Here is a 26,276-nt window from a genome sequence, read left to right on the forward strand (position 1 = left end):
GGACCCACCGACTAGAACACCGGCACACCGTCCCGCGTCAGCTTCCAGTCCACCGAGGCGAACTCAGCCGGATCCAGCACACCCTTCGCCGTCACCCACTCGGCGATCCGCGTACGGATCTCCGTCGACTCCGACCACAGCTCCTGCGCCGACGCCACATGCGGGAACGCGCCACCACCGTTCGCCCGGTAGTTGTTCACCGCGAACACGAACCGCTGCGCCTCGTCCAGCGCCGCCCCGCCATAGGTCAGGTTCCTGATCCGGGAACCCGCCGGCTGAGCGATGTCGATGTCGTACGACAGCCCCGACACGTAGTCGTAGTTGTAGTCCGGACGGCCACCCGCGTTCGTCAGCTTCTCCACGTCCACAGCCGCACCGGCCGCCGTCTGCACGAAGTACTCCGCCGAGTACTCCAGGTACGCCTTCACCTGCGCACCCGTCAGCAACTTCGCGACCAGCGTGTTGTCGTACACGTACAGGCTCGACAGATCCCGGATGGTCACCTCGCCCGCCGGGATCGCCGACGTCCGCGAGAACGGCGACGCCTGCGCGATCACCGGCAGCGCCGCGTACTCGGTGCCCGCCAGCCCGGCCCTGACCACGTCCTCCTGGACCCTGGTGATCAGGTCGATGATCGGCGCGTCCTTGTACCGGGCCTCCACCGTCGTCAGCGTCGCCGTCGCCGTACCGACCACCTGGTTGACGTACTCCACCACGATGTCGTGCTCGTCCTGCAACAGCCTGGCGATCTTCGGATCGTCGGCGACCGTCTTCGAGTCACGCACACTCGCCGCCACCGACTCCACCGACCAGCAGCCCTTGCGGAACACCAACTCGATGTCGAACAACGACAACCGCTGCGCGTAACACAGAGGCTCCGACAGCACGACCGTCTTCCCGGTCCGCTCGTTCGTCACCTTCAACTCCGCGATCTCCGTGTGCGCGTGACCCACCAGGATCGCGTCGATACCCGGAACCTGCTGAGCCACCAGAGCCGCCGAGTTCTCGATGTACGGCAACTGGTCACCGTAGGAGGACGTACCCGAGGAACCCGAGTGCGCCGACACGATCACCACGTCCGCACCCATCGACCGCAGCTTCGGCACCCACTTCGCCGCCTGCTCCTCAAGACCCGGGAACGTCATCTTCCCCTGCACATACGCCTTGTCCCAGATCGCGATACCCGGGTTCGTCAGCCCCAGCACCGCCACCTTCACCGGCGGCGCGCCCTTCACCCGGAACGTCTTCATGAAGAACGGCGGGAACGCCGGCTTCAACGTCTTCGCGTCCAACGCGTTCGCACCCAGCAGCGGGAAGTCGCACTGCTCCTCGAACTTGCGCAGCGTCTCGATGCCGTAGTTGAACTCGTGGTTGCCGAGCGCCACCGCGTCGTACCCGATCGCGTTCATCGCCTGCGCCATCGGGTGAACCGGGCCACCCGGAGCGGTGATCGGGTCGACCTTCGCGTAGTAGTACGTCAGCGGCGTGCCCTGGATCGTGTCACCCGCGTCGATCAACAGGGTGTTGGCACGGCCCTTCTCCGCACGGACCTGCTCCACCAGCGTGGCCACCCGGGCCAGACCCTTGGCGTTGCCCTTCGCGTCGGAGTACTCCGCGTCCTTGAAGTAGTCCCAGTTGAAGATGTTGCCGTGCAGATCGGTGGTGCCCATGACCGTCAGCGCATACCGCTTCACCGGCTTCGGACCCTTCTTCGACTCCGCGGCCTGCGCCGCCGGAGCCGACACGGCACCGGCGAAGGCGACCCCCGCTCCGGTCACAGCCGACTTCTTCAGGAACTTCCGACGGTTCAGGGGCATGTCTGGGCTCTCCTCCGGATGGTTCATGACGCGCGTAGACCCCGGACAGGTCCGGGACCGACGCGCGTAGATTCTGACGCGCCCAAACGACCGGCAACAGGCCCACGACGTTGCGATCTGGTGACCGAACCTGTGAATCCACCGGACCGGAACCCAACAAGAACTGACACAGTGGGACGTATGACCACACCCCGAGAAGCCCCGCCCCCAACCCCCTACGGCACCCCCGAAGCCCCCCGCCTCACCGTCCGGGGCGAAGCCCACCTCGAAGTCGACCCCGAAATCGCCCGCATCGGCATCACCCTCACCTCACGCGGCAAAGACCGCCGCACCACCCTCGACGACCTCACCCACCGCAACACCCACACCCTCGACCTCATCAGGTCCTACGGCGACGCCGTACGGCACATCGAAACCGGCACCGTCTCCATCAGCCCCGAACTCACCCAACACGGCCGCGGCGAACGCATCCGCACCCACCACGGCACCGTCCACCTCACCGCCGAACTCACCGACTTCACCGCCCTCGGCGAACTCACCACCCGACTCGCCGACTTGACCCTCACCCGCGTCGACGGCCCCTGGTGGGACCTGCGCCCCGACTCACCCACCCACCGCCGAGCACGCGCGCAAGCCGTCCAGGACGCCGTACAGCGCGCCCGCGAATACGCCGAAGCACTCGGCACCACACTCACCGCACTCCTCGAACTCGCCGACCTCGGCACCGAGGACACCCCTCACATGGCCCCCGCCCACCACCGCATGCGCACCATGGCCTACTCCGAAGCCGCCGAAGACACCCCCGCCGCCCTCGACCTCGAACCCCAGCGCCAACACGTCCACGCCGAAGTCAACGCCCGCTTCACCATGGCACCCCCACGACTGTGAACCCGGGTCCTCGGGGCATTTCAAGAAAACCCAGTCGAAAATCGAATGCTCATCGGAGCGCCCCCCTGCACAATTCAACACTTGTCAATAGCCCTTCACGAAAAGGTTGTTGGGTGGTCATGCACCACCAATTCACTACCCACCGGTAAGACATAGGCTCGAAACATGCGCCGAGCAAAGATCGTCTGCACTCTGGGCCCCGCCACCGACTCGTACGACCAGATCAAGGAACTGGTCGAAGCCGGAATGGACGTCGCCCGCTTCAACCTCAGCCACGGCGAACACGCCGAACACGAGGAGCGCTACCACCGCGTACGAAAGGCCTCCGACGAGATCGGCCGCAGCGTCGGCCTCCTCGCCGACCTTCAAGGCCCGAAGATCCGCCTCGGCCGCTTCACCGAAGGACCCGTACTCCTTGAACGCGGCGACACCTTCACCATCACCGTCGAGGAAGGCGCCGAAGGCGACCGCGAAACCTGCGGAACCACCTACGCCGGCCTCGCCACCGACGTCACCCCCGGCGAACGCATCCTCGTCGACGACGGCAAGGTCTGCCTCGAAGTCACCGCGGTCGACGGCCCCCGCGTCCGCACCACCGTCGTCGAAGGCGGCATGGTCTCCGACCACAAGGGCCTCAACCTCCCCGGCGTCGCCGTCTCCGTCCCCGCCCTCTCCGACAAGGACGAAGCAGACCTCCGCTGGGCCCTGCGCACCGGATTCGACGTCATCGCCCTCTCCTTCGTCCGCAGCGGCCGCGACATCGACGACGTCCACCGCATCATGGACGAGGAAGGCCGCCGCCTCCCCGTCATCGCCAAGATCGAAAAACCCCAGGCCGTCGACAACATCGACGACATCGTCGCCGCCTTCGACGGCATCATGGTCGCCCGCGGCGACCTCGGCGTCGAAATGCCCCTGGAACAGGTCCCCATCGTCCAGAAGCGCGCCGTCAAACTCGCCAAGCGCAACGCCAAACCCGTCATCGTCGCCACCCAGATGCTCGACTCCATGATCGAGAACTCCCGCCCTACCAGGGCCGAGGCCAGCGACGTCGCCAACGCGGTGATCGACGGCACGGACGCGGTGATGCTCTCCGGCGAGACCAGCGTCGGCAAATACGCCATCGAAACCGTCCGCACCATGTCCCGCATCGTCGAAGCCGCCGAGGAAGACCTCCTCGCCCAGGGCCTGCCCCCACTCACCGAACGCAACAAACCCCGCACCCAGGGCGGCGCCGTCGCCCGCGCCGCCGCCGAGATGGGCGACTTCCTCGGCGCCAAGTACCTCGTCGCCTTCACCCAGTCCGGCGACACCGTCCGCCGCCTCTCCCGCTACCGCTCACCCATCCCGCTCCTCGCCTTCACCCCCGAACCGGCCACCCGCTCCCAGCTCAACCTCACCTGGGGCGTGGAGACCTTCCTCGGCCCGCACGTCGACTCCACCGACGCGATGGTCGACCAGGTCGACGAACTCCTCCTCAAGTACGGCCGCTGCAGAAAGGGCGACATCGTCGTCATCACGGCGGGCTCACCCCCCGGCGTCTCCGGCTCCACCAACCTCGTCCGCGTCCACCACATCGGCGAGGACGACAGCCCCAAGTAGCCGTCGGTGCGGGCTCAGTGCTTGGCACCGACATGAAGGTCCAGGAGGGCGACGGACGCCTTCCTGGCCACGGAGATGTTGTGCGACGAACGCGTCCATGGGACGCCGAGTCCGTCCAGGGTGTCGGTGTGGAGCCGACGGATGTCGTCGGAGACGTTGGTGAAGAAGTACCGCGGGTATTCGTAGCGCTTGGGCTCACCGCCGACGGTTCGCGTGGTCCAGTTGGTGATCCGGCTTCCGTCGGAGTGAATGAGTCCTCGGACGAACTCCCATGGATGAGCGTCGACCAGGTCCTGCTGCCAGGGTTCGAGCGCGATCCGACGCTCGTGCTTCTTGCCGGGGCCGTGCTGGGGGAACAGGCAGGGCCAGTGCCTGCTGTACCCGACCACGGACGTGCAGCCGACAGCCTGGACCCGGCTCGCCCGTCCACTCGGATTGACCGCCGCGACCGCCGCTGCGCACGCCTCGATGAGGCCGGGCCAGGCGTCGGCGCAGGCGATGCGCAGGTAATGGCCCGCCTTGGAAGGGCTGATGCAGCCGTCACCCAGATACAGGCCGAGCAGATAGCTGTACGCGGCTTTGTCGGCAGGCGGCTCCGGCGCGGGGCCGCAGCGGGCGCAAGGGGTCTGCTGTATGCGGGGCAGCGGGTCGATTCGGTTCTGCCATGAGCGAATTGCGGCCCGGGATATGCCGGTCTCCTTGCTCACGGAGTTCAGGCTGCGGCCCTGTGCCAGCAGAGCCAGGGCTTGCTCGCGGGTGCTCCGGTTGTACATACGCACACCCCTGATGACGGGGTTCAGTGCTTGGGGCCGACATGGAGGTCCAGGAGGGCTACCGAGGCTTTGCGGGCGACGGAGATGTTGAACGGGTCGCTGCCGCGCGCCAGGGTCGTCCACTCGACACCGACCTTGTCGAGGGTGTCCGCGAAGAGCTTCCGGATGTCGTCGGACTTGTTGGCGAAGAAGTACCGCGGATAGTCGTAGCGCTTGCGCTCTCCCGCTACGAGGCGAGTGGTCCAGTTGATGACGCGGCATCCGTCGGAGTGGATGAGCCCACGGATGAACTCCCATGGGTGGGCGTCGACGATGCGCTGCTGCCAGGGTTTGAGCGTGATTCGGCGCTCGTGCTTCTTGCCGGGACCGTGCTGTGGGAACAGGCAGTGCAGGTGCTTCGAGTACACCTTCACGTTGTGACAGCCGGTCTTGCGGACGCGGCATACGGAGTTGCCCGGGAAGACCGCGCGCATGGCCTGCTCGCAGTCGTTCATCAGGCCGGGCCAGGAGTCGGCGCAGGTGATCATCAGATTCGGTACGCGATGCCCCGCGTACTGGCTGATGTGACCGTCGCCGAGGTAGAGGCCGAGAAGATAGCTGTAGGCCGACTCGTCGAGTTCCCGCCCGTCGCACCGGGGGCATTTCGGATCGTGCGCGCCGGGACACTCGCCGCGTTTCGCGCGGTCCAGGTGCTTCCAGTAGCTGATCGTTCCGACGGGCACCTTGAGACCGCGCGCCACGTCGGCATTGCTCATTCCGTCACGCAGGAGTGTCAGTGCCCTCTGTCGCACTTGAGTGCCATAGGAGTTCATGTGCACACCCTGTTAAAGGTGCGCCCGCGGCACGCAGCAAAAAGCGGATGTTCACGAGAATGTGGACATCCGCTTGCCAATGCCGACCTTGGAATCCAAGGAAAAGTGCCCCAGGTGGGATTCGAACCCACACTGTCCGCTGTTTGAGAGCGGCCTCTCTAACCGGTTGGAGTACTGGGGCCTTAGAAAAGCAGGGGAATCACAACCCCCAGGCGGACCCACCATACCGCAGCTAGGTAGGCTCTTGGGAGCAGCACCCCTGCCCCTGAACGAGGAGCCCCAAGTGACCGCCCCCGAGTCGCCCCAGCCCGTAGACGTGCCCGACGACGACAAGTCGCACGTGCCTCCGCTGACGACCCGTGTCGTCATCGCCGAGGACGAAGCGCTGATCCGGCTCGACCTCAAAGAGATGCTCGAAGAAGAGGGCTACTCCGTCGTGGGCGAGGCCGGTGACGGTGAGCAGGCGATCGAGCTGGCCCGGGAGCACCGGCCCGATCTCGTCATCCTCGATGTGAAGATGCCGAAGATGGACGGTATCTCCGCCGCGGAGAAGATCGCGGAGGAGAGCATCGCCCCGGTGCTGATGCTGACCGCGTTCTCGCAGCGCGACCTGGTGGAGCGGGCGCGGGACGCCGGTGCGATGGCGTACCTGGTGAAGCCGTTCAGCAAGAGTGACGTGGTGCCGGCGATCGAGATGGCGGTGTCGCGGTTCACGGAGCTGAGGGAGCTGGAGAAGGAGGTCGCCGACCTCACCCAGCGCCTGGAGACGCGCAAGCTGGTGGACCGCGCGAAGTCGGTGTTGCAGACGGAGTACGGGCTGAGCGAGCCGGCGGCGTTCCGGTGGATCCAGAAGACGTCGATGGACCGGCGGATGTCGATGCAGCAGGTTGCCGAGGCGGTCATTCAGGACGCGGCGGAGAAGAAGGCCGCGAAGGACTGAGTTCCGAGTGTGTACGGCGAAGGCCCGCACCCCGTGGGGGGTGCGGGCCTTCGCCGTGGATGGGGGATCAGTCCTCGCCGAGGTAGGCCTTGCGGACCGACTCGTCGTGGAGGAGGTCCTGGCCGGTGCCGGACAGGACGATGTTGCCGACCTCCATGACGTGGCCCTGGTCGGCGAGGGAGAGCGCCGCCTGGGCGTTCTGCTCGACGAGCAGGATGGTGGTGCCCTGGGACTTGAGCTCGGCGATGGTCGCCATGATCTTCTGCATCATGATCGGGGAGAGGCCCATGGAGGGCTCGTCGAGCATGAGCAGCTTGGGCTGCGACATGAGGGCGCGGCCCATGGCGAGCATCTGCTGTTCACCGCCGGAGAGGGTGCCGGCCGCCTGGTTGCGGCGCTCTCCGAGGATGGGGAACAGGTCGTACGCCTTCTGGATGTCCTTCTCGATGCCGTCCTTGTCCTTGCGGAGGAAGGCGCCGAGCTGGAGGTTCTCGAAGATGGTGAGGCGCGGGAAGATGTGCCGGCCTTCGGGGGAGTGGGCGAGGCCCAGTGCGACGATCTTGTGGGCGGCGACGCCGGTGAGGGGCTGGCCGTCGAACAGGATCTTCCCGGAGGTGGGCTTGAGCAGGCCGGAGAGGGTGCGCAGGGTCGTGGTCTTGCCGGCGCCGTTGGTGCCGATGAGGGTGACGACCTGGCCTGCTTCGACGCTGAAGGAGATGCCCTTGACGGCTTCGATCTTGCCGTAGGAGACCCTGAGGTCCTCGACCTCTAGCAGTGCGGTCACTGGGCTTCTCCCTTGGTGCTGGTGGTGCTCGGCGCCTCGTCCTCGGTGGCGTCGTTGTCGGCGGAGTCCGTGGCCTCGGCGGAGTCCTCGGACTCGGTCTCGGTCTCGTCCGTGGTCTCCGCGGCCGGGGTGGCGGTGCCGGCTTCGGCGGCCTCGACCTCGGCTGCCTCGGCGGCGCCGGGCGCGCCCTCGAAGGGCTCGCCCAGGTAGGCGGCGACGACGCGCTCGTCGGCCTGGACGACCTCGGAGGTGCCCTCGACGAGCTTCTCGCCCTGGACGAGGACGGCGACGCGGTCGCTGAGGTTGAAGACGAAGCGCATGTCGTGCTCGATGAGGAGGACGGCGATGCCCTTGTCGCGGATGGCGAAGACGAGTTCCTCGGTGGCCCGCGTCTCCTGGGGGTTCATACCGGCCGTGGGCTCGTCGAGGAGCAGCAGGCCGGGGTCGGAGGCGAGGGCGCGGGCGATCTCGAGCTTGCGCTGCTCGCCGTAGGGGAGGTTGCGGGAGAGGTGGTCGCGCTTGTGGGCGAGGCCGATGAACTCGAGGAGTTCCATGGCTCGTTCCTCGCTGGCCGCTTCCGCCTTCTTGAAGCCGGGTCCGCGCAGGAGTGCCGACCAGAGGCCTTCCTTGGTGCGGGTGTGGCGGCCGACGAGGACGTTCTCGAGGACCGTCATGTTGGCGAAGAGGCGGATGTTCTGGAAGGTGCGGGCGATGCCGGCCTTGGTGACCAGGTGCGGCTTGGGCGGCAGGACCGTGCCCTTGTAGGAGACCGTTCCCTCGGTGGGGACGTACAGGCCCGTGAGGCAGTTGAAGAAGGTGGTCTTGCCGGCGCCGTTGGGGCCGATGAGGCCGACGATTTCGCCTGCGTTGACGGTGAAGTCGACCGAGCGGACGGCGGTGAGGCCGCCGAAGCGCATGGTGACGCCGCGTGCTTCGAGTACAGGTGTCGTCATGGTTCGTTACGCCCCTGCCTTGGTGACGGCCGGTTCGTCGGTCAGCGTCGCTTGTTGTGGTACGTCGAGTTGGCCGGTCTCGTGGAATTCGAGCTGCTGGCGGCGGTTGGCGATGATGCCTTCCGGGCGGAAGCGCATCAGCAGCACCAGCGCGATGCCGAAGGCGAGCAGCGACTTCTCCTGGAGGAAGTTGAGCTTCTCCGGGAGGAGGTAGAGCAGTGCGGCGCCGAGGAGCGGGCCGGCGACGGTGCCCATGCCGCCGAGGACGACGGCCGCGAGCAGGAACGCCGAGTTGGGCGGGGTGGAGCCGGCGAACTGGTACGGCGTCGGGACGACGGAGTACGTGACGTGGGCGCTGACGGTGCCGGCGAGGCCGGCGAGGGCGGCGCCGAGGGCGAAGGCGACGAGCTTGACCCGGAAGCCGTTGATGCCCATGGCGGTGGCGGCGGTCTCGTCCTCGCGGATGGCGATCCAGGAGCGGCCGATGCGGGAGTCCGCGGCGCGCGTGTAGACGAGGACGACGATGGCCATGATCAGCACCATCAGCAGGTAGTAGTTGGCGAAGCGGCCGAGGGTGAAGCCTGCGATGTCGTGCGATTCGCCCATGTTGAACCCGAAGAAGTTCAGGTCGGGGATGGACGGGATGCCGTTGGGGCCGTTGGTGATGTCGGGGCCGGAGTCGCCGTCCATGTTGTTGACGGCGATGCGGAAGATCTCACCGAAGCCGAGGGTGACGATGGCGAGGTAGTCGCCGCGCAGTCGCAGGGTCGGGGCGCCGATGAGCACACCGAACAGCAGGGAGGCTGCGGCGCCGGTGAGGGCGGCGGCCCAGAAGGGGAACTGGACGCCGGAGAAGCGGGAGAACTCGGAGCCGGAGACCAGGGCGGCGGTGTAGGCGCCGACGCCGAGGAAGGCGACGTAGCCGAGGTCGAGCAGGCCGGCGAGGCCGACGACGATGTTCAGACCGAGGGCGACCGTTCCGAAGATCAGGATGTTCACGCCGAGGTTGGCGTAGTGGTCGTCGGTCTGGGTGAAGGGGAACGCGATGGCGGCGACGAAGCCCATGGCGAGCGTGAAGCTGCGGTTGTGGGCGACGATCCGGGAGAAGTGGTCGAGTACGCCGCCGGCGTGCAGGGCCCACAGGGAGAAGGTGACCAGGATCAGGTAGCCGACGAAGAGTTCGCCGTACTCGGTGTCGATGCCGTAGGTGAAGACGAAGAGGCCGAGTGCGGTGACCGCGGTGATGACGGCCCGCTCCGCCCAGGGGGCGAGGGGCTTCGCGGCGGGGATCCGCTCGGCCTTGGTGACGTAGGCCTTGAGGTTGTCCTTGGTGTTCTCGCCGAGCTGCTCGGGCAGGGAGAGGGCGCCGAGGACCGGCAGCAGGGAGGCGATGGCGGCGATGTAGCCGCCGGGCTCCAGGTTGACGACTCCGCCGAGCTCGACGCAGATCGAGATGACGGTGAACCAGGTGGTGGCGAGGCCGCCGAGTGCGGTGAGCGTGAGCGGCGAGTTGTTCTTGGCGGGCAGGAGCCAGCCGAGGCCGCGGACGCCGTACGCGGAGAGCGCGAAGAGCGTGGTGAGGAGGCCGGCGACGAAGGTCAGCCACTGGAGGCCGCCGGGGTAGCCGTAGTAGGTGAGGTCGCCGGGGAACTCGGAGGTCCAGGTCCAGGCGAGGAAGGCGGAGGCCGCGGTGGCGATGCCGCCTGCGAGGAGGAGGGCGCGTGCGGTGGCGAGCGGGAAGGGGAGCAGGCCGCGGGTGGCGGGGGCTGCGGGGGCCGCTTCGGTGTCCGGGGTCGTCTTCTTGATCTCGGTCACGTGATCACGCCCTGTCCGCGACGCGCTCGCCGAGCAGGCCCTGTGGCCTGACCAGGAGTACGAGGATGAGGAGGCCGAAGGCCCAGACGTTGGCCCAGCTCTGGCCGCCGAGCTGCTGCATGCCGGGGATCTCGTCGATGTAGGCGGAGGCGAGGGTCTCGGCGACGCCGAGGACGAGGCCGCCGAGCATGGCGCCGTAGATGTTGCCGATGCCGCCGAGGACGGCCGCGGTGAACGCCTTGAGGCCCATGAGGAAGCCCATGCGGTAGTCGATGTTGCCGTACTTCAGGCCGTAGGCGACTGCGGCGACGGCGGCGAAGAAGCCGCCGATCGCGAAGGCGATCACGATGATGCGGTTGGTGTCGATGCCCATGAGCTGGGCGGTGTCCGGGTCCTGGGCGGTGGCCTGCATGGCGCGGCCGGTGCGGCTCTTGCGGACGAAGAAGGCCAGGGAGGCCATGCACAGGAGGGCGGCGACGATCAGGAAGATGTCGGCGTCCTTGATGGTGACGGAGCCGATCTCGTGGGTGGCGTCGAGGCCGGGGAAGGCGATGGCTCGGTCGGCGCCGGGGTAGAAGTTCCGGACGACTTCCTGGAGGGCCAGGGAGAGGCCGATCGCGGTGATGAGCGGTGCCAGTCGTGGTGCTCCGCGCAGTGGTCGGTAGGCGAACCGTTCCGCCCCGACGGCGATGAGGATGGCGACGAGGCCGCCGCCTATCAGCATCAGGGGGACGGCGACGGCCATCGCGGTGCCGTCGGGAAGGATGTAGAAGTAGACCGTGAATGCGCCGAAGGCGCCGGTCATGAAGATCTCGCCGTGCGCGAAGTTGATGAGCTGGACGATGCCGTACACCATCGTGTAGCCGATGGCGATCAGCCCGTACATCGAGCCTAGAAGCAGCCCGTTGGCCAGCTGCTGCGGCAGGGTGTTCACCGCATGGCCTCCATGTCGCTGGATGTCGTGTGCACTGGTCGCGTGCAAGGTCGTGGGTGCACTGAACTGTGCGTGTGTGGGTGTGAGAACGGGCCGCGCGGTCGGGGTCCCCTCCCGCGCGGCCCGCGTTGCTGATGGGCTGCCTGGGTCAGCCGAGGTCGGCGGTGCCGGTCTTGACGGCCTTCCACTCGCCGTTCTCGACCTGGTAGACGGTCAGCTGCTTGTTGGTGGTGTCGCCGTACTCGTCGAAGGAGACCTTGCCGGACAGGCCCTCGAAGTCGGACTTCTGAACCTCGGCGACGACCTTGGCGCGCAGGTCGTTGATGTCGCCGGGGACCTTGCCGTCGTTGGCGTCGACGACGGCCTTCACGGCCTTGATGATGGCGGTGGTGGCGTCGTAGGAGTACGCGCCGTAGGCGCCGTAGTCACCCTTGTAGCCCTTGGACTTGTACGTCTCGATGAACGTCTTGGCGGCGGGCAGGGTGTCGGCGGGGACACCGATCGCGGTGGCGAGGTCGCCCTCGGTGGGCTTGCCGCCGGCCTCGATGTAGGTGGTGGCGAACATGCCGTCACCGCCGAACAGCGGGATCTTCACGCCGCCGTCCTTCATCTGCTTGGTGAGCAGCGCGGACTCGTCGTACTGGCCGCCGTAGTAGAGGATGTCGGCCTTGGAGTTCTTGATCTTGGTGACGAGCGAACCGAAGTCCTTGTCACCGGTGTTGACGTGGTCCGTCTCGACGACCTTGCCACCGAGCTTCTTGAACTGCTCGCTGAAGATCTTCGCCAGGCCGGCGCCGTACGTCTGCTTGTCGTCGACGACGAAGACGCTCTTCTTCTTGAGGCCGTTGTAGGCGTAGTCCGCGGCGAAGCCGCCCTGGAGCTCGTCCGTGGTGGCCGTGCGGAAGTAGGTGTCGAACGGCCGCTTCTTCTCGCCCTGCCAGTCCTTGCCCTGGGTGAGCTCGGGGTTGGTGTTGGACGGGGAGATCTGGACCATCTTGGCGGAGGCGAAGACCTGCTGCATGGTCTGGGCGACGCCGGAGTTCAGCGGGCCGACGGCGCCGACGGCCGTCTTGTCGCCGGTGATGGCGGTGGCGTTGGTCTGGCCGGTGGCCGGCTGCGCCTTGTCGTCGTAGGCCTTCAGTTTGAAGGTGACGCCGGGGACGAGCTTGTTCTTGTTCGCGTCGTCGACAGCGATCTGGGCGCCGTACTGGATGCCGAGGCCGGTGGTGGAGTTCTCACCGGAGAGCGGGGCGTCGACACCGATGGTCAGCGTGGTGGTCTCGCTGCCGCCGTTGTTGTCGCCGCCGCCGTTGTCGTCTCGGGAGCCGCAGGCGGTGAGGGACAGAGCTCCGGTCGCGAGGACGGAGGTAAGTATCACCAAGGAACGTCGCACAATCAGTCCTTTCCGCAGTCACGCCCGCCCCGGTGGGGGCGGCGGGTGCCGCGCTGGTACCGAACTCCCGATGGAGCGGTGACTGGCCGTGACTCTAAGCCCGGTTTGTAGAGCTGGGCATCGGGGCGAGCTTCCTTGTGACTCTCTTGTTATGACGTGGTGGACCCGTGGCTTCGGCGGGGGGTGCTCTCGGCCGGTTTGGCGGATTTTCCACTCGGTCCGCATTCTGAGAACCCGCACTTCCGGTTGGCAGTGGGCCAGGTCGGGCGGGTTCGGGGGTGTGGGTCCGGCGGGGGAGGCCGGAGGGGGGCTCTCGGGATTGCGTCGCCGGGTGTGAGGTGGTGGCCCCGTATTGCGCGGGTGTTACGCAGCGTTACGTCGGGGAGGGGGAGGGTGGCATTAAGGGGCAGTTCCGAAGAGTCGGATACGGAAACCTCCGCCGCGTTCCGCCGAGTTGTGCCGTGGTCGGGGTCAACTGGGGTTGCGGGGTGGTGCGGGCGCGTTGCTCCTCGCGTGCGGGGCCGGTGACCCGCTGGGTGACGTCGGGGCCGGGCGGGAGGGGCTTGCTGTTGGGGGAACTGCCGCTGGTGGTGCGGGAGTTGAGGGTTTCTTGAGGTCGGGGCGGTCCCGTGTGGTGACGTTGGCGGGCCGGGGTGCGAGGGGCGACACGTTCTTGATCGCCGGAGGTCGGGAGGGTGTGCGGGCCGTGGCGGGGGTGACTACGCGTGTAGCGCCCGGAGTGACGGGGCGAGGCCCGGCCCGGGGTGTCGGGCCGGGCCTCGCCGGGTGCGTAAGGGGGTGCGGGTCAGCCGGTGGCGCCGACAGGGGCTCCGTCGCCGGGGCGTACGTCGCGCAGGAGGCAGGTCAGACGGGCGGTGCAGACCCGCTTGTCGTTCTCGTCGGTGATGACGATCTCGTACGTGGCGGTGGAGCGGCCCTGGTGCACGGGGGTGGCGACACCTGTGACCAGGCCGGATCGTACGCCGCGGTGGTGGGTGCAGTTGAGGTCGACGCCGACGGCGATCTTGGAGGAGCCGCCGTGGAGCATGGAGCCGACCGATCCGAGGGTCTCGGCGAGGACGGCGGAGGCGCCGCCGTGCAGGAGGCCGTAGGGCTGGGTGTTGCCCTCGACGGGCATGGTGCCGACGACGCGGTCGGCGGAGGCCTCCAGGATCTGGACGCCCATGCGGTCGCCGAGGTGCCCGGCGGAGAACAGCGCCGGCAGATCGACTCCGAGCGCGGCGTACTCGTCGATGATCTCCTGCGGGAACTTCACCTGCTGCTGCTCGCCCATGGGGCCTGACTCCGTTCGTCGATCCGGTCCGGCGTCCGCCGGCACCTGAGCAAACGCTCAGTCGGTTGCCGATTGTTCCAGACGCACGATCACGGACTTGCTGGCCGGGGTGTTGCTGGTGTCCGCGGTGGAGTCCAGCGGTACGAGCACGTTGGTCTCCGGGTAGTAGGCGGCCGCGCACCCCCGGGCCGTCGGGTAGTGCACGATCCGGAACCCGGGGGCGCGCCGTTCGACGCCGTCCCGCCACTCGCCCACGAGGTCCACGTAGGAGCCGTCCGCCACGCCGAGGGCGCGGGCGTCCTCGGGGTTGACCAGGACGACGCGGCGGCCGTTCCTGATTCCGCGGTAGCGGTCGTCGAGGCCGTAGATGGTGGTGTTGTACTGGTCGTGCGAGCGCAGGGTCTGCAGCAGCAGGCGTCCCTCGGGCAGGTGCGGGTACTCCACGGGGGCGGCGGTGAAGTTGGCCTTGCCGGTGGCGGTGGGGAACCGGCGTTCGTCGCGCGGGGCGTGCGGCAGGGCGAACCCGCCGGGGTGGGCGACGCGGGTGTTGAAGTCCTCGAAGCCGGGGATGACGCGTGCGATGCGGTCGCGGACGGTGGCGTAGTCCTTCTCGAACTCCTCCCACGGGACGCGGCTGTTCGTGCCGAGGACCCGTCGGGCGAGCCGGCAGACGATCGCGGGCTCGGACAGCAGGTGGGTGCCGGCCGGTTCGAGGCGTCCGCGGGAGGCGTGCACCATGCCCATGGAGTCCTCCACGGTCACGAACTGCTCGCCGCTGTCCTGGAGGTCGCGTTCGGTGCGGCCGAGCGTCGGCAGGATCAGGGCCCGCGCGCCGGTGACGGCGTGCGAGCGGTTCAGCTTGGTCGACACGTGGACCGTGAGCCGTGCGCGGCGCATCGCGGCCTCGGTGACCTCGGTGTCGGGGGAGGCGGACACGAAGTTGCCGCCCATCGCGAAGAACACCTTCGCGCGGTCGTCGCGCATCGCGCGGATGGCCTCGACGACGTCGTAGCCGTGTTCGCGCGGGGGCGCGAACCCGAACTCCCGCTCCAGGGCGTCGAGGAAGGCCGGTGCGGGCCGTTCGAAGATGCCCATGGTGCGGTCGCCCTGCACGTTGGAGTGGCCGCGGACCGGGCAGACGCCGGCGCCGGGCCGTCCGATGTTGCCGCGCAGCAGCAGGAGGTTGACGACCTCGCGGATGGTCGGCACGGAGTGCTTGTGCTGGGTGAGGCCCATCGCCCAGCACACGATGGTCCGTTCGGAGTCGAGGACCATCCGCAGCGCCCGCTCGATCTCCTCGCGGGTGAGTCCGGTGGCGGTGAGGGTCTCGTCCCAGTCGGCGTCGCGGGCGGCGGCGGCGAACTCCTCGTAGCCGTGGGTGTGTTCGCGGATGAAGGTCTCGTCGACGGCGCCGGAGGCGGGGTCGCGTTCCTGTTCGGCGAGGATCAGCTTGTTCAGCAGCCGGAACAGGGCCTGGTCGCCGCCGATGCGGATCTGCAGGAACAGGTCGGTGAGCGCGGCGCCGCGGAGCATGCCCTGTGCGGTCTGCGGGTTCTTGAAGCGCTCCAGCCCGGCCTCGGGCAGCGGGTTGACGCTGATGACCTTGGCGCCGCCGGCCTTGGCCTTCTCCAGCGCGGAGAGCATGCGGGGGTGGTTGGTGCCGGGGTTCTGGCCGGCCACGATGATCAGGTCGGCCCGGTAGAGGTCCTCCAGCAGGACGCTGCCCTTGCCGATGCCGATGGTCTCGTTGAGGGCGGAACCCGAGGACTCGTGGCACATGTTGGAGCAGTCGGGGAGGTTGTTGGTGCCGAACTCGCGGGCGAACAGCTGGTACAGGAAGGCGGCTTCGTTGCTGGTGCGGCCGGAGGTGTAGAAGAGGGCCTCGTCGGGGGAGGCGAGCGCGGTGAGTTCCTCGGCGACGATGTCGAAGGCGCGTTCCCAGGTGACCGGTTCGTAGTGGTCGCCGCCCTCGGGCAGGTACATGGGGTGGGTCAGCCGGCCCTGCTGGCCGAGCCAGTAGCCGCTGCGGCTGGCGAGGTCGGTGACGGAGTGCGCGGTGAAGAACTCCGGGGTCACCCGGCGCAGGGTGGCCTCCTCGGCGACGGCCTTGGCGCCGTTCTCGCAGAACTCGGCGGTGTGCCGGTGCTCGGGTTCGGGCCAGGCGCAGCCGGGGCAGTCGAAGCCGTCCTTCTGGTTGACGCGCAGCAGGGTCAGGGCGGTCCGCTTCACGCCCATCTGCTGCTGGGCCATGCGCAGGGTGTGGCCGATGGCGGGGAGTCCCGCGGCGGCGTGCTGCTTCCCGGTGACCTGCGGTGCGTCCTGGACCGGGTCACCCTGGGGCGGCTTCGTCGCCATCGCACGCTCTCCTCACGGCTGCGTAGGGGTACGTCTTCGATCCTCGCACGGGTCGGTGACGGCGTCCGGTGCGGGGGGCGACGCGGGCCGCAAGCGAAGTGTGCGCGCGAGCGGTGGCGGTCGGGGCACCGGCCGCGGGCGGCTCCGACTGTCAGTGGGGCGTGGCAGGATCGGGGACGTGGCAGAGACAGCAGCGAAGAAGACCGAGACGAACCCCGGCGGCAGCCGTCCGCGGCTGATGCTCATGGACGGGCACTCCCTTGCGTACCGCGCGTTCTTCGCGCTGCCCGCGGAGAACTTCACGACCGCGACGGGGCAGCCGACGAACGCCGTCTACGGCTTCTCGTCGATGCTGGCGAACACGCTGCGCGACGAGGCGCCCACGCATTTCGCGGTCGCCTTCGACGTGTCCCGCAAGACGTGGCGGTCCGAGGAGTTCACCGAGTACAAGGCGAACCGCTCCAAGACCCCGGACGAGTTCAAGGGGCAGGTCGAGCTGATCGGCGAGGTGCTGGACGCGATGAACGTGTCGCGTTTCGCGGTCGACGGCTTCGAGGCCGACGACGTGATCGCCACGCTCGCCACCCAGGCCGAGGCCGAGGGCTTCGAGGTGCTGATCGTCACCGGCGACCGGGACTCCTTCCAGCTGGTCAGCGAGCACACCACGGTGCTGTACCCGACGAAGGGTGTGTCGGAGCTGACCCGGTTCACTCCGGAGAAGGTCTTCGAGAAGTACGGGTTGACGCCGACGCAGTACCCCGATTTCGCGGCCCTGCGCGGTGACCCGTCCGACAACCTGCCCGGTATCCCGGGGGTGGGGGAGAAGACCGCCGCGAAGTGGATCAACCAGTTCGGTTCGTTCGCCGAGCTGGTCGAGCGGGTCGAGGAGGTCAAGGGCAAGGCGGGGCAGAACCTCCGGGACCATCTGGAGGCGGTCAAGCTGAACCGTCGCCTGACCGAGATGGTGCGCACGGTGGAGCTGCCGAAGGCGGTCACCGACCTGGAGCGGGCCGCGTACGACCGCAAGGCGCTGGCGATGGTCCTGGACACGCTGGAGATCCGCAACCCGTCGCTGCGGGAGCGGCTGCTGGCCGTGGACCCGGGTGCCGAGGAGGCAGAGGAGGCGCCGGTCGTAGCGGAGGGCGTGGAGCTGGACGGCACGGTCCTGGGCACGGGTGAGCTGGCGCCGTGGCTGGCCGGGCACGGTGACGGTCCGCTCGGTGTCGCCACCGTCGACACCTGGGCGCTGGGTGCCGGGTCGGTCGCCGAGGTGGCGCTGGCCGCGGCGGGCGGTGCGGCGGCCTGGTTCGACCCGTCGCAGCTGGACGAGGCCGACGAGACGGCGTTCGCTGCGTGGCTGGCCGACGCCGGCCGGCCGAAGGTCTTCCACAGCGTCAAGGGCGCGATGCGGGTCTTCGCCGAGCACGGCTGGACCGTGGCGGGCGTGAGCATGGACACCGCTGTGGCCGCGTACCTGGTCAAGCCGGGGCGTCGCTCGTTCGACCTGGACGCGCTGTCCCTGGAGTACCTCCACCGTGAGCTGGCGCCGGCCGCCGCGGCCGACGGGCAGCTCGCCTTCGGTGCCGACGAGGGCGCGGAGGCCGAGGCGCTGATGGTGCAGGCCCGCGCGGTCCTGGACCTGGGGGAGGCGTTCGAGAGCCGGCTTCAGGAGGTCGGCGCGGCCGATCTCCTGCGGGACATGGAGCTGCCGACCTCCGCGCTGCTGGCCCGGATGGAGCGGCACGGCATCGCCGCGGACCGGGCGCACCTGGAGGCGATGGAGCAGATGTTCGCGGGCGCCGTGCAGCAGGCGGTGAAGGAGGCGCACGCGGCTGCCGGGCACGAGTTCAACCTCGGTTCGCCCAAGCAGCTCCAGGAAGTCCTCTTCGGTGAGCTGGGGCTGCCGAAGACGAAGAAGACCAAGACCGGCTACACCACCGACGCCGACGCGCTGGCCTGGCTGGCCGGCCAGACCGACAACGAGCTCCCGGTGATCATGCTCCGGCATCGTGAGCAGGCGAAGCTGCGGGTCACGGTCGAGGGCCTGATCAAGACGATCGCCGCGGACGGCCGTATCCACACCACGTTCAACCAGACGGTCGCCGCGACCGGCCGGCTCTCCTCGACCGACCCGAACCTGCAGAACATCCCCGTCCGTACGGACGAGGGCCGCGCGATCCGCCGGGGCTTCGTCGTCGGCGAGGGCTTCGAGTCCCTCATGACGGCCGACTACAGCCAGATCGAGCTGCGGGTGATGGCGCACCTGTCCGCCGACGCGGGCCTGATCGAGGCGTTCACCTCCGGGGAGGACCTGCACACCACGGCCGCCTCCCAGGTCTTCGGCGTCGAGCCGGCCGCGGTGGACGCGGAGATGCGCCGCAAGATCAAGGCGATGTCGTACGGCCTGGCGTACGGCCTGTCGGCGTTCGGTCTCTCCCAGCAGCTGAACATCGAGGCGGGCGAGGCCCGCGCCCTGATGGACGCCTACTTCGAGCGCTTCGGCGGCGTACGGGACTATCTGCGCCGGGCGGTCGACGAGGCCCGGGCGACGGGCTACACGGCGACGCTCTTCGGCCGCCGCCGCTACCTCCCCGACCTCAACAGCGACAACCGGCAGCGCCGGGAGGCGGCCGAGCGGATGGCGCTGAACGCGCCGATCCAGGGCACGGCTGCCGACATCGTCAAGATCGCGATGCTGAAGGTCGACGAGGCGCTGCGCGCGGCGGACCTGAAGTCCCGCATGCTCCTCCAGGTCCACGACGAAATCGTCCTGGAGATCGCCCCGGGCGAACGCAAGCAGGCGGAAACACTGGTCCGAGACCAGATGTCCACGGCAGTGACCCTGGACGTCCCCCTGGGAGTCTCGGTGGGCGACGGCCCCAACTGGGAATCAGCGGCCCACTAGCCCCCGTAGGGGCGCGGGACCCTCCGCGCCCCTACGGCTCTTCACATCTCAGGCGAACACATACCCCGCCAGGGGCGCGGGGCTGTATCGATCTGCGGCTTCCGCCGCGCGGGCGGGACCAGTCACAGTGGTCCCGCACCCGACTACGGCCCCGCAGGCACCACCTCGCTGTGCCAACGGCCCGAAAGAACCCCAGGCGCACACCATCTCCCCCAGGGGCGCGGGGCTGTATCGATCTGCGGCTTCCGCCGCGCGGGCGCGACAAGCCACAGCGCTCCCGCACCCCACCACGGCCCCGCAACCCCGCGCCCACACGAGTTCCGCCACCTGCCATGGGCGGAGCTCACCGCAACGCGGGCTCCGAATCCGCCCCCGGCGCGGCCACCGGCGCCGGTGCCGGACGCCACACCCTGACCCCCACCGCATACACCAGCACCCCCACCACCAGCCCCGCCCCCGCCCCGAAGCACAGGGTAGGAATCAGCTCCCAGGGCTTGGCGCGCGAGCCCCAGTACTCCCACCACCGCTCGGCCCGCAGCACCGCACACACCGCCGCACACCCGAGCAGCACCGCCCCGCCCACCCACCGGTCCCGCGAGGACAGCACGGGGATCCCCGCACCCACGACCCCCGCCGGCACCCGCCGCAGCGCCACCACGAGGAACCCCCCGATGACGACGGCCGCCACGGCCGACCCCCCGTACTGGAGGTACCAGTACAGCGGCCACCCCGCGAACTCGTCACCGAGGACGGGAAAGAGCCGCATCCCCCACCGGTCGAGATGGGTGAAGGCGTCCCACACGACGTGGGTCAGCGCACCGACCACCGCGGAGACGTACCAGCGTGCGACCAGTTCCGGCCGCACACGCGCGCGAGGCGCACCGCAGCGCAGCAGCGCGGCGACCCTGCCCCGCCGCCCCGGCGGCAGCAGCGCCACGAGAGGTTCACGGATCAGCAGCCAGAGCCCCACCAGCGCCCAGGCGAGGGCGACATCGACCGTGAACACGCCCACGAGGGAGTGCGTGACGTCACCGAACTCCATCGCGCCGGGTACCGCGCTGGCCGCGTAATAGGTGAGGTCGGGGCCGAAGGACCCGGCGACGAGGACGGCCGGAACGAGCCGCCCGCGGCCGCTTCCGTCGGTGCGTACGGCGGGCAGCACCGCCGCCGCGTGGCTGAGCGTGAACGGCACCGGGGCTCCTCGCCGAGACAGTCGTGGACGGGCCCAGTATCACGTATGGACAAGTGGTGAACTGCGGTCACGAACGGGTGCCCGTGGCGGTGAAGTTGTCGTAGGGTCGCTTGGGTTGGCGCGCGGGGAGCGTGGCCGACACAGGGACAAAGCCGGACGGATGGTCGCGGGCGACGGCCGAACGGCTGGGCGGGCGCAACCCCTTGGGCGGGTCGTTCGTCAGAACAGGGCGACGGGACAGACCAGGACGGGCGCTCGGGCGTCCACGGGAGGGGTTCACTTTATGTCGGCGCAATTCGGCAGGAGGCTGTACAAGGGTGCGGCCACCGCCGCCGTGGCCGCGTTGGCGGTCGCGGCGCTGTCCGGTTCGCAGGCTCCCGGGGTGACGGTCGACGACCAGGGCAGACGGACCGCGTCCGACGCCCAGCCGTCCCCGGAGGAAGCCGCCGACAGCGCGACCGGCAACTCGCCGTACTACACGGACCTCCCGCCGCTGGACAGCCCCAAGCCCTCGCCGAGCGCGGGCGGGACGGGCGGCACCGGCGCCGGTTCCGACTCCGGTATCCCGGCGACGGTCCTGGACGCCTATCAGCAGGCCGCCGCCTCGCTCCAGGAGTCCAAGCCCGGCTGCAACCTCCCCTGGGAACTCCTCGCCGCGATCGGCCACGTCGAGTCCGGGCACGCCCGCGGCGGGAAGGTGAACGCCGACGGCACCACGACCTCGCCGATCCTCGGCCCGCAGCTCAACGGCAACGGCTTCGCGAACATCGGCGACACCGACGGCGGCGCCTACGACGGCGACAGCGCCTTCGACCGGGCCGTGGGGCCGATGCAGTTCATCCCGTCGACGTGGGAGTGGGCGGGCCGCGACGGCAACGGCGACGGCGAGAAGGACCCCAACAACGTCTACGACGCCGCGCTCTCGGCCGGCCACTACCTGTGCCGCTTCGGCTGGGACCTGTCCGACCCCTCCGACCTGCGGAGCGCGATCCTCAGCTACAACAACTCCACGGACTACCTGAACACGGTCCTGGCGTGGCTGGAGCACTACCGCAAGGGCGTCGACGAGATCCCCGACGGCACCGGCACCGTTCCCGGCGGCCGCAGCGACGACTCCGACGGGGCGCGGACCTCGCCGTCGCCGCAGCCGGAGCCCCCGGCGTCCTCGCCGCCGCCCGCGAACGGCGGTACGCCGTCGCCGGAGCCGCCGACGAGCCCGCCCGGCACAACCCCGCCGCCCACGCCGCCCCCGTCGACGACTCCGCCCACCCCCACCGACACGGTGCAGCGGCTGGAGGACGCCGACACGGCCGTGCTCTCGGCGATGGCGGGCGACGCGTTCGGCGAGCGGATCAGCACCCGGGCGGAGACCTCGGCCGGCAAGGGCGTCGCCAAGGTGCGGATCCGTTTCACCATCGTCGGCGACACCGACGCGGTGTTCACGGGCGGCGAGAAGTACGCCACCGCGCTGACCGACAGCGCCGGCACGGCCGTGGCTCCCGCGCTGAAGGCGGGCGAGGAGACCGGCGAGTTCATCGTCCGTACCACCGTGGTGGGCCGTTCGGTGCCCGGTCTCGACTACACGGCCACGGTCACCGAACGCGCCGCCGACGCCCTCACCCGCACCACGGAGACCGAGCTGACGTGCGTGCCGGGCGGCGAGTTCGCCGAGCAGGTGGAGGTGAAGGCCACCTACGAGGGCGCCGTCGCGGACCGGGTCGCGGCCACCGCCACCCTGATCACCTCGGCCGAGGACGCCGCGGAGAACGACAAGGGCCCCTACTTCAAGGACGCCGACGGCAACCCCGTGCGCGCCCTGACCGGCCTGGAGACCGACGCCGACGGTGTGCTCAAACTGCCGAAGCTGTACGCCGACGACACCGAGGGCACGTTCCTGCTCCGCATCAACACCGCGGGCGGCGCCACGCTCACGGTCGAACTGACCGTGGCCGAAGCCGAGACCGAGACCGAGGCCGGGACGCCCGAGCCGTCGCCGAGCACCGGCGCGTAACCCCCGTACCACCGCCCGACGGCGCTCCTCCCGGTGGAGGGGCGCCGTCGTCGTGTGCGACGTGTTCTCATCTCGTCCGCCCGTTGCTACGGTGCCAGATCTGACGATGTATCAGCTCCGGCCCGTGGGGAGGCACCCGTGCGCGCCCTGATCGCCGCCGCGACCGGCCTCGCCGTCGCACTCGCCCTGGTGTTCACGCTCACCGCGCTCGGCTCGCCGACCGGCGAGACCTCCCCGAAACCGCTGCTGACGACGGTGCCCGCACACCCGTAACCGCCCGGGAGGGAGGCCGAGATGCGCCGCAAGGCCAGTCTGATCCTGCTCGCCTGCGCCGTGTTCTGCGCCGCGCTGTCCCCGATGCTGCGCTGGTACGCCTTCCCGCGCCTGGCCAAGATCCCCGCGAACCAGTACCAGGACATGGTCCTGGAGGCCAGGGACGCCACCCTCCTCGACTACGGCACCATGAAGGCCCGGAAGGTCTCCAAGGTCACCATCGTGCAGACCCTCAAGGGCAACGTGGAGGCCTCCGAACGCATCGAACGCACCGCGGGCCGCGACGTGGTCGTCTGGGACGGCCTCTCCTACGTCGAGGGCCCCGACGGCGAGATGGTCTCCAGCATCCCCGAGCGGTACATCTTCGACGCCCACACCCAGGAGCCCGTCCACGCCGCCGGCGAGATGGTCGACGGGGACCCGGTGCGCCGCGAGGGCATCGAGTTCAAGTGGCCCTTCCTGACGGAGAAGCGCGACTACGAGTACTTCGACGCCCAGACCCGCACCTCCGCGCCCATCCACTACCGGGGCACCGAGGACTTCCGCGGCGTCGAGGTCTACTACTTCGAACAGACCGTCCCGTGGACCGAGGTGCCCTACCCCGAGAAGCTGCCCGTCGAGGGCATCACCCCCGAGTCCCTCGCCGACACCGGCACCACCCGCTGGTACACCACCGTCCGCAGGTTCTGGGTCGAACCCCTCACCGGCGCCCCCGTCTACGGCGAGGAGATCCACAAGGAGGAACTGCGCGGCGGCACCCTCCTCGGGGACCGCGACAAGGTCACCGCCTTCGCCGGCCACGTCAAGATGCGCGAGGACTACATCGACCACACCGTCGACCTGGTCAAGTCCAACCGCACCCTCATCCTGCTGCTGACGTCCTACCTGCCCTGGGGATTCCTCGTCCTCGGCGTCGGCCTGCTCGCCCTCGCCCTCTGGCTGGAGGCCCGCGGCCGCCACCCCGACGACCCCACCCCCACCCAGGCCACCGAACCCGAACCGGCCAACGCCTGAGCACCGCCCCCGGCGCCCCGGCTCAGCCCGCGCCCCCCTCGCGCCGGGCGCGGGCCGCCGTGTGCCGGGTCGGCTCCGCCGTCGCCGGGTCCTCGGGCCACGGATGCTTCGGGTACCGCCCCCGCAGCTCGGCCCGCACCCCCCGGTAGCCGTCCTTCCAGAAGGACGCCAGGTCGGCGGTGACCGCCGCCGGGCGGCCCGCGGGGGACAGCAGATGCACCAGCACCGGCACCCCCGCCAGCGACGGCGACTCGTGCAGACCGAACATCTCCTGCAACTTCACCGCCAGCACGGGCCGCTCCGGGTCGCCGTAGTCGACACGGATCCGGGACCCGCTGGGCACGGTGAGCCGCTCGGGCGCCAGCTCGTCCAGCCGCGCCGCCTGCCCCGACGCCCAGGGCAGCAGCCGGACCAGGCACGCGCCCGCGTCGATCCGCGCCAGGTCCGCCCGCCGCCGTGCCCGGCCCAGCTCCGGCTCCAGCCACTCCGCCGCGCGCGCGTGCAGCGCGTCGTCGGACACGTCCGGCCACGGCTCGCCCAGCCGCGCCCGCAGGAACGCCAGCCGCTGCCGCAGCACGACCGCGTCCGGCGACCACCGCAACAGCCCCGGCCCCTCCCGCCGCAACCCCTCCACCAGCGCATCGCGTACGAGGGCGGGGTCGGCGTCCCCGAGCGGGCGCACCGTCAGCTCGATCGCGCCCAGCCGCTCCACCCGGCGCGCGACGACGTCCCCGTCGGCCCAGCGGACCTCCTCGCCCTCCGCGTACAGCGCGGCGGCGGCCGTACGGGCCGTGTCCTCGTCCAGTACGGCGGCGAGCCGCACGCGCGCGTGCCCCTGGCCGACCGGGCGGTCCGCGACGGCGACCGCGAGCCAGGGCGCCCCGCGCAGCGGCGAGCCCTCCGCCAGCTCCGCCCGGGTGCCGGACGCCATCAGCACCGAGCCGCCCTCGACCCGGCCCACCCGCTCCGGGAACGCCAGCGCGGCCACGGCCCCCGCCAGGGCGTCGTCGCCCTCCCGCGCGGCGGAGTCCCCGTGGGCGGCCCGCAGCCGCCGCACCTCCTTGCGCCACCGAGCCGTGTAGGCGTCGCCGCCGTGCCGGGCCCTGCGCAGGGCCGCCGCGAGATCGTCGCCGTACTCGCGCGGTGCCTCCTCCGACAGCAGCGCCACCGCCTCGGCGCCCGCGCCGGAGGTGTCCAGCAGCGCCCGCCCCAGCCGGGGGTGCAGCCCGAGCCCGGCCAGCCGGGTGCCCCGCTGCGTGCTCCGCCCCGACGCGTCCACCGCGCCGATCGCCGACAGCACCGAGCGGGCCGCCGCCATCGCCCCCGCCGGCGGCGGGTCCAGCAGGGCCAGACCGGCCGCCGACGGGTCGCCCCAGCACGCCGTCTGCAGAGCGAACGCCGTCAGGTCGGCCACCTTGATCTCGGGGGAGGGGGACCGCGGCAGCCGGATGTCCTCCGCCTCCGTCCAGCAGCGGTACACCACGCCGGGCGCCTCCCGCCCGGCCCGGCCCGCCCGCTGCCGTCCCGCCGCCTGGGAGGCCCGCACGGTCGTCAGCGCGCTCAGCCCGCGCGCGTGGTCGACCCGCGGCTCCCGCGCCAGCCCCGCATCCACCACCACCCGCACCCCGGGAACCGTCAGGGACGACTCCGCCACGGACGTCGCCAGGACCACCCGGCGTCCCGACCCGGGCGCCAGCACCGCGTCCTGCACGGCCGCCGGAGCCCGCCCGTGCACCTGGAGCACCTCCACCCCGCCCGGGTCGCCCAGCAGCCCCGCCACCCGCGCGATCTCCCCGACGCCCGGCAGGAAGCACAGCACGTCACCGTCGTGCTCGGCGAGCGCCCGCCGCACCACCGACGCCACATGCGCCAGCAGCGCCGGATCGACCCGCATGCCGTGCGGAGGCCGCACCGGGCGCGACGGCGGCGCCCACACCACCTCCACCGGATGGGAGACGCCCTGCGCCTCCACCACCGGCGCGCCGCCCAGCAGCCGCGCCCAGCCCTCCGCGTCGGTCGTCGCCGACGCGGCCACCAGCCGCAGCTCCGGCCGCAGCGCCTGCCGTACGTCCCACAGGAACGCCGCCGCCGTGTCCGCGTCCAGATGCCGCTCGTGGCACTCGTCGAGGATCACGACGTCCACCCCGGCCAGCTCCTGGTCCCGCTGGAGACGCTGGAGCAGCACACCCGTCGTGACGACCTCCACGCGCGTGCGTGGGCCGACCACCCGCTCCCCGCGCACCGTGTGGCCGACGCTGTCGCCGGGCCTCTCGCCCAGCAGCCACGCCATCCGGCGGGCGGCGGCCCGGGCGGCGATCCGGCGCGGCTCCGCCACGAGGACCCGCCGCGCGGGCGCGGCCCCGTCGAGCAGGCCCGCGAGCGCGAGCGGGACGAGGGTCGTCTTGCCGGTGCCCGGCGGCGCCACCAGAACCGCGGTGCCCTGCGCGTCCAGGGCGCCGGCCAGGCCGGGGAGGGCGCCGCGCACCGGAAGGGCGTCCAGCGCGTCGTGGCGGATCACACC

Annotated in this window: 19 protein-coding genes and 1 tRNA gene; 7 read left to right on the top strand and 13 right to left on the bottom strand. The window is 70.1% G+C overall.

The window, feature by feature from the left end:
• Positions 1-11 precede the first annotated feature (11 nt).
• The gene (locus tag ABT296_RS14375; protein WP_351926894.1) at positions 12-1,817 is read right to left on the bottom strand and encodes a bifunctional metallophosphatase/5'-nucleotidase; all 1,806 of its coding nucleotides are present in this window, start codon (positions 1,815-1,817) and stop codon (positions 12-14) included.
• A 180-nt stretch (positions 1,818-1,997) separates the two neighbouring features.
• Between ABT296_RS14375 and ABT296_RS14380 the strand changes: the two genes are divergently transcribed.
• Together ABT296_RS14380 and pyk are read left to right on the top strand one after the other, a co-directional pair.
• A complete protein-coding gene (locus ABT296_RS14380; protein ID WP_351926896.1) occupies positions 1,998-2,705 on the top strand; it encodes an SIMPL domain-containing protein in 708 nt (235 codons plus the stop codon).
• A 165-nt stretch (positions 2,706-2,870) separates the two neighbouring features.
• Positions 2,871-4,307, top strand: coding sequence for a pyruvate kinase (pyk, locus tag ABT296_RS14385; protein WP_351926898.1), 1,437 nt, complete (start codon positions 2,871-2,873; stop codon positions 4,305-4,307).
• A gap of 14 nt (positions 4,308-4,321) precedes the next feature.
• On the opposite strand, the gene ABT296_RS14390 is transcribed toward pyk, so the two are convergent.
• The 3 genes from ABT296_RS14390 to ABT296_RS14400 form a co-directional block, all read right to left on the bottom strand.
• Positions 4,322-5,080, bottom strand: a complete 759-nt coding sequence (locus ABT296_RS14390; protein WP_351926900.1) for a helix-turn-helix domain-containing protein — start codon at positions 5,078-5,080, stop codon at positions 4,322-4,324.
• Positions 5,081-5,103: 23 nt separating this feature from the next.
• A complete protein-coding gene (locus ABT296_RS14395; protein ID WP_351926902.1) occupies positions 5,104-5,892 on the bottom strand; it encodes a helix-turn-helix domain-containing protein in 789 nt (262 codons plus the stop codon).
• 106 nt (positions 5,893-5,998) lie between these two features.
• A tRNA-Leu gene (locus ABT296_RS14400) sits at positions 5,999-6,073 on the bottom strand.
• A 102-nt stretch (positions 6,074-6,175) separates the two neighbouring features.
• On the opposite strand from ABT296_RS14400, the gene ABT296_RS14405 reads away from it, so the two are divergent.
• Positions 6,176-6,832 (top strand): ANTAR domain-containing response regulator, encoded by a 657-nt coding sequence (locus tag ABT296_RS14405; RefSeq protein ID WP_351926904.1) that lies wholly within the window; start codon positions 6,176-6,178, stop codon positions 6,830-6,832.
• A 67-nt stretch (positions 6,833-6,899) separates the two neighbouring features.
• Here ABT296_RS14405 and ABT296_RS14410 read toward each other — a convergent pair whose 3' ends face one another.
• The 7 genes from ABT296_RS14410 to ABT296_RS14440 all read right to left on the bottom strand — a co-directional run bounded on the left by ABT296_RS14410 (position 6,900) and on the right by ABT296_RS14440 (position 16,360).
• Complete coding sequence (locus ABT296_RS14410; RefSeq protein ID WP_351926906.1) at positions 6,900-7,616, bottom strand: ABC transporter ATP-binding protein; 717 nt, start codon at positions 7,614-7,616, stop codon at positions 6,900-6,902.
• Positions 7,613-8,569 (bottom strand): ABC transporter ATP-binding protein, encoded by a 957-nt coding sequence (locus ABT296_RS14415; RefSeq protein WP_351926908.1) that lies wholly within the window; start codon positions 8,567-8,569, stop codon positions 7,613-7,615. The genes ABT296_RS14410 and ABT296_RS14415 overlap by 4 nt, the downstream gene beginning before the upstream one ends.
• Positions 8,570-8,575: 6 nt before the next feature.
• Positions 8,576-10,384 carry a branched-chain amino acid ABC transporter permease gene (locus tag ABT296_RS14420; RefSeq protein ID WP_351926910.1) on the bottom strand — a complete coding sequence of 603 codons (1,809 nt, stop codon included), beginning with the start codon at positions 10,382-10,384 and terminating at the stop codon, positions 8,576-8,578.
• A 4-nt stretch (positions 10,385-10,388) separates the two neighbouring features.
• Complete coding sequence (locus ABT296_RS14425; protein WP_351926912.1) at positions 10,389-11,318, bottom strand: branched-chain amino acid ABC transporter permease; 930 nt, start codon at positions 11,316-11,318, stop codon at positions 10,389-10,391.
• Between the two features lie 148 nt (positions 11,319-11,466).
• Positions 11,467-12,699, bottom strand: coding sequence for a branched-chain amino acid ABC transporter substrate-binding protein (locus ABT296_RS14430; RefSeq protein ID WP_351926914.1), 1,233 nt, complete (start codon positions 12,697-12,699; stop codon positions 11,467-11,469).
• Positions 12,700-13,516: 817 nt separating this feature from the next.
• Positions 13,517-14,005, bottom strand: a complete 489-nt coding sequence (locus ABT296_RS14435; protein ID WP_351926916.1) for a PaaI family thioesterase — start codon at positions 14,003-14,005, stop codon at positions 13,517-13,519.
• A 57-nt stretch (positions 14,006-14,062) separates the two neighbouring features.
• A complete protein-coding gene (locus tag ABT296_RS14440; RefSeq protein ID WP_351926918.1) occupies positions 14,063-16,360 on the bottom strand; it encodes an FdhF/YdeP family oxidoreductase in 2,298 nt (765 codons plus the stop codon).
• Between the two features lie 178 nt (positions 16,361-16,538).
• Here ABT296_RS14440 and polA point away from each other — a divergent pair, with 178 nt between their 5' ends.
• Complete coding sequence (gene polA, locus ABT296_RS14445) at positions 16,539-19,265, top strand: DNA polymerase I (RefSeq protein WP_351926920.1); 2,727 nt, start codon at positions 16,539-16,541, stop codon at positions 19,263-19,265.
• Between the two features lie 343 nt (positions 19,266-19,608).
• Here the strand turns inward: polA and ABT296_RS14450 are convergent, their stop codons facing one another.
• Positions 19,609-20,457: a DUF4184 family protein gene (locus ABT296_RS14450; RefSeq protein WP_351926922.1), complete on the bottom strand. Its 849-nt coding sequence runs from the start codon at positions 20,455-20,457 to the stop codon at positions 19,609-19,611.
• A gap of 283 nt (positions 20,458-20,740) precedes the next feature.
• On the opposite strand from ABT296_RS14450, the gene ABT296_RS14455 reads away from it, so the two are divergent.
• The 3 genes from ABT296_RS14455 to pgfA all read left to right on the top strand — a co-directional run bounded on the left by ABT296_RS14455 (position 20,741) and on the right by pgfA (position 23,755).
• The gene (locus ABT296_RS14455; protein WP_351926925.1) at positions 20,741-22,468 is read left to right on the top strand and encodes a lytic transglycosylase domain-containing protein; all 1,728 of its coding nucleotides are present in this window, start codon (positions 20,741-20,743) and stop codon (positions 22,466-22,468) included.
• Between the two features lie 138 nt (positions 22,469-22,606).
• Positions 22,607-22,741, top strand: a complete 135-nt coding sequence (locus tag ABT296_RS14460) for an SPW_0924 family protein (protein WP_188291589.1) — start codon at positions 22,607-22,609, stop codon at positions 22,739-22,741.
• 21 nt (positions 22,742-22,762) lie between these two features.
• A complete protein-coding gene (pgfA, locus tag ABT296_RS14465) occupies positions 22,763-23,755 on the top strand; it encodes a cell envelope lipid trafficking protein PgfA (protein WP_351926927.1) in 993 nt (330 codons plus the stop codon).
• Between the two features lie 22 nt (positions 23,756-23,777).
• On the opposite strand, the gene hrpB is transcribed toward pgfA, so the two are convergent.
• Positions 23,778-26,273 carry an ATP-dependent helicase HrpB gene (gene hrpB / locus ABT296_RS14470; RefSeq protein ID WP_351926929.1) on the bottom strand — a complete coding sequence of 832 codons (2,496 nt, stop codon included), beginning with the start codon at positions 26,271-26,273 and terminating at the stop codon, positions 23,778-23,780.
• Positions 26,274-26,276 lie beyond the last annotated feature (3 nt).

The sequence above is a fragment of the Streptomyces sp. NPDC000983 genome, from assembly GCF_040299205.1.
Lineage (GTDB): Bacteria > Actinomycetota > Actinomycetes > Streptomycetales > Streptomycetaceae > Streptomyces.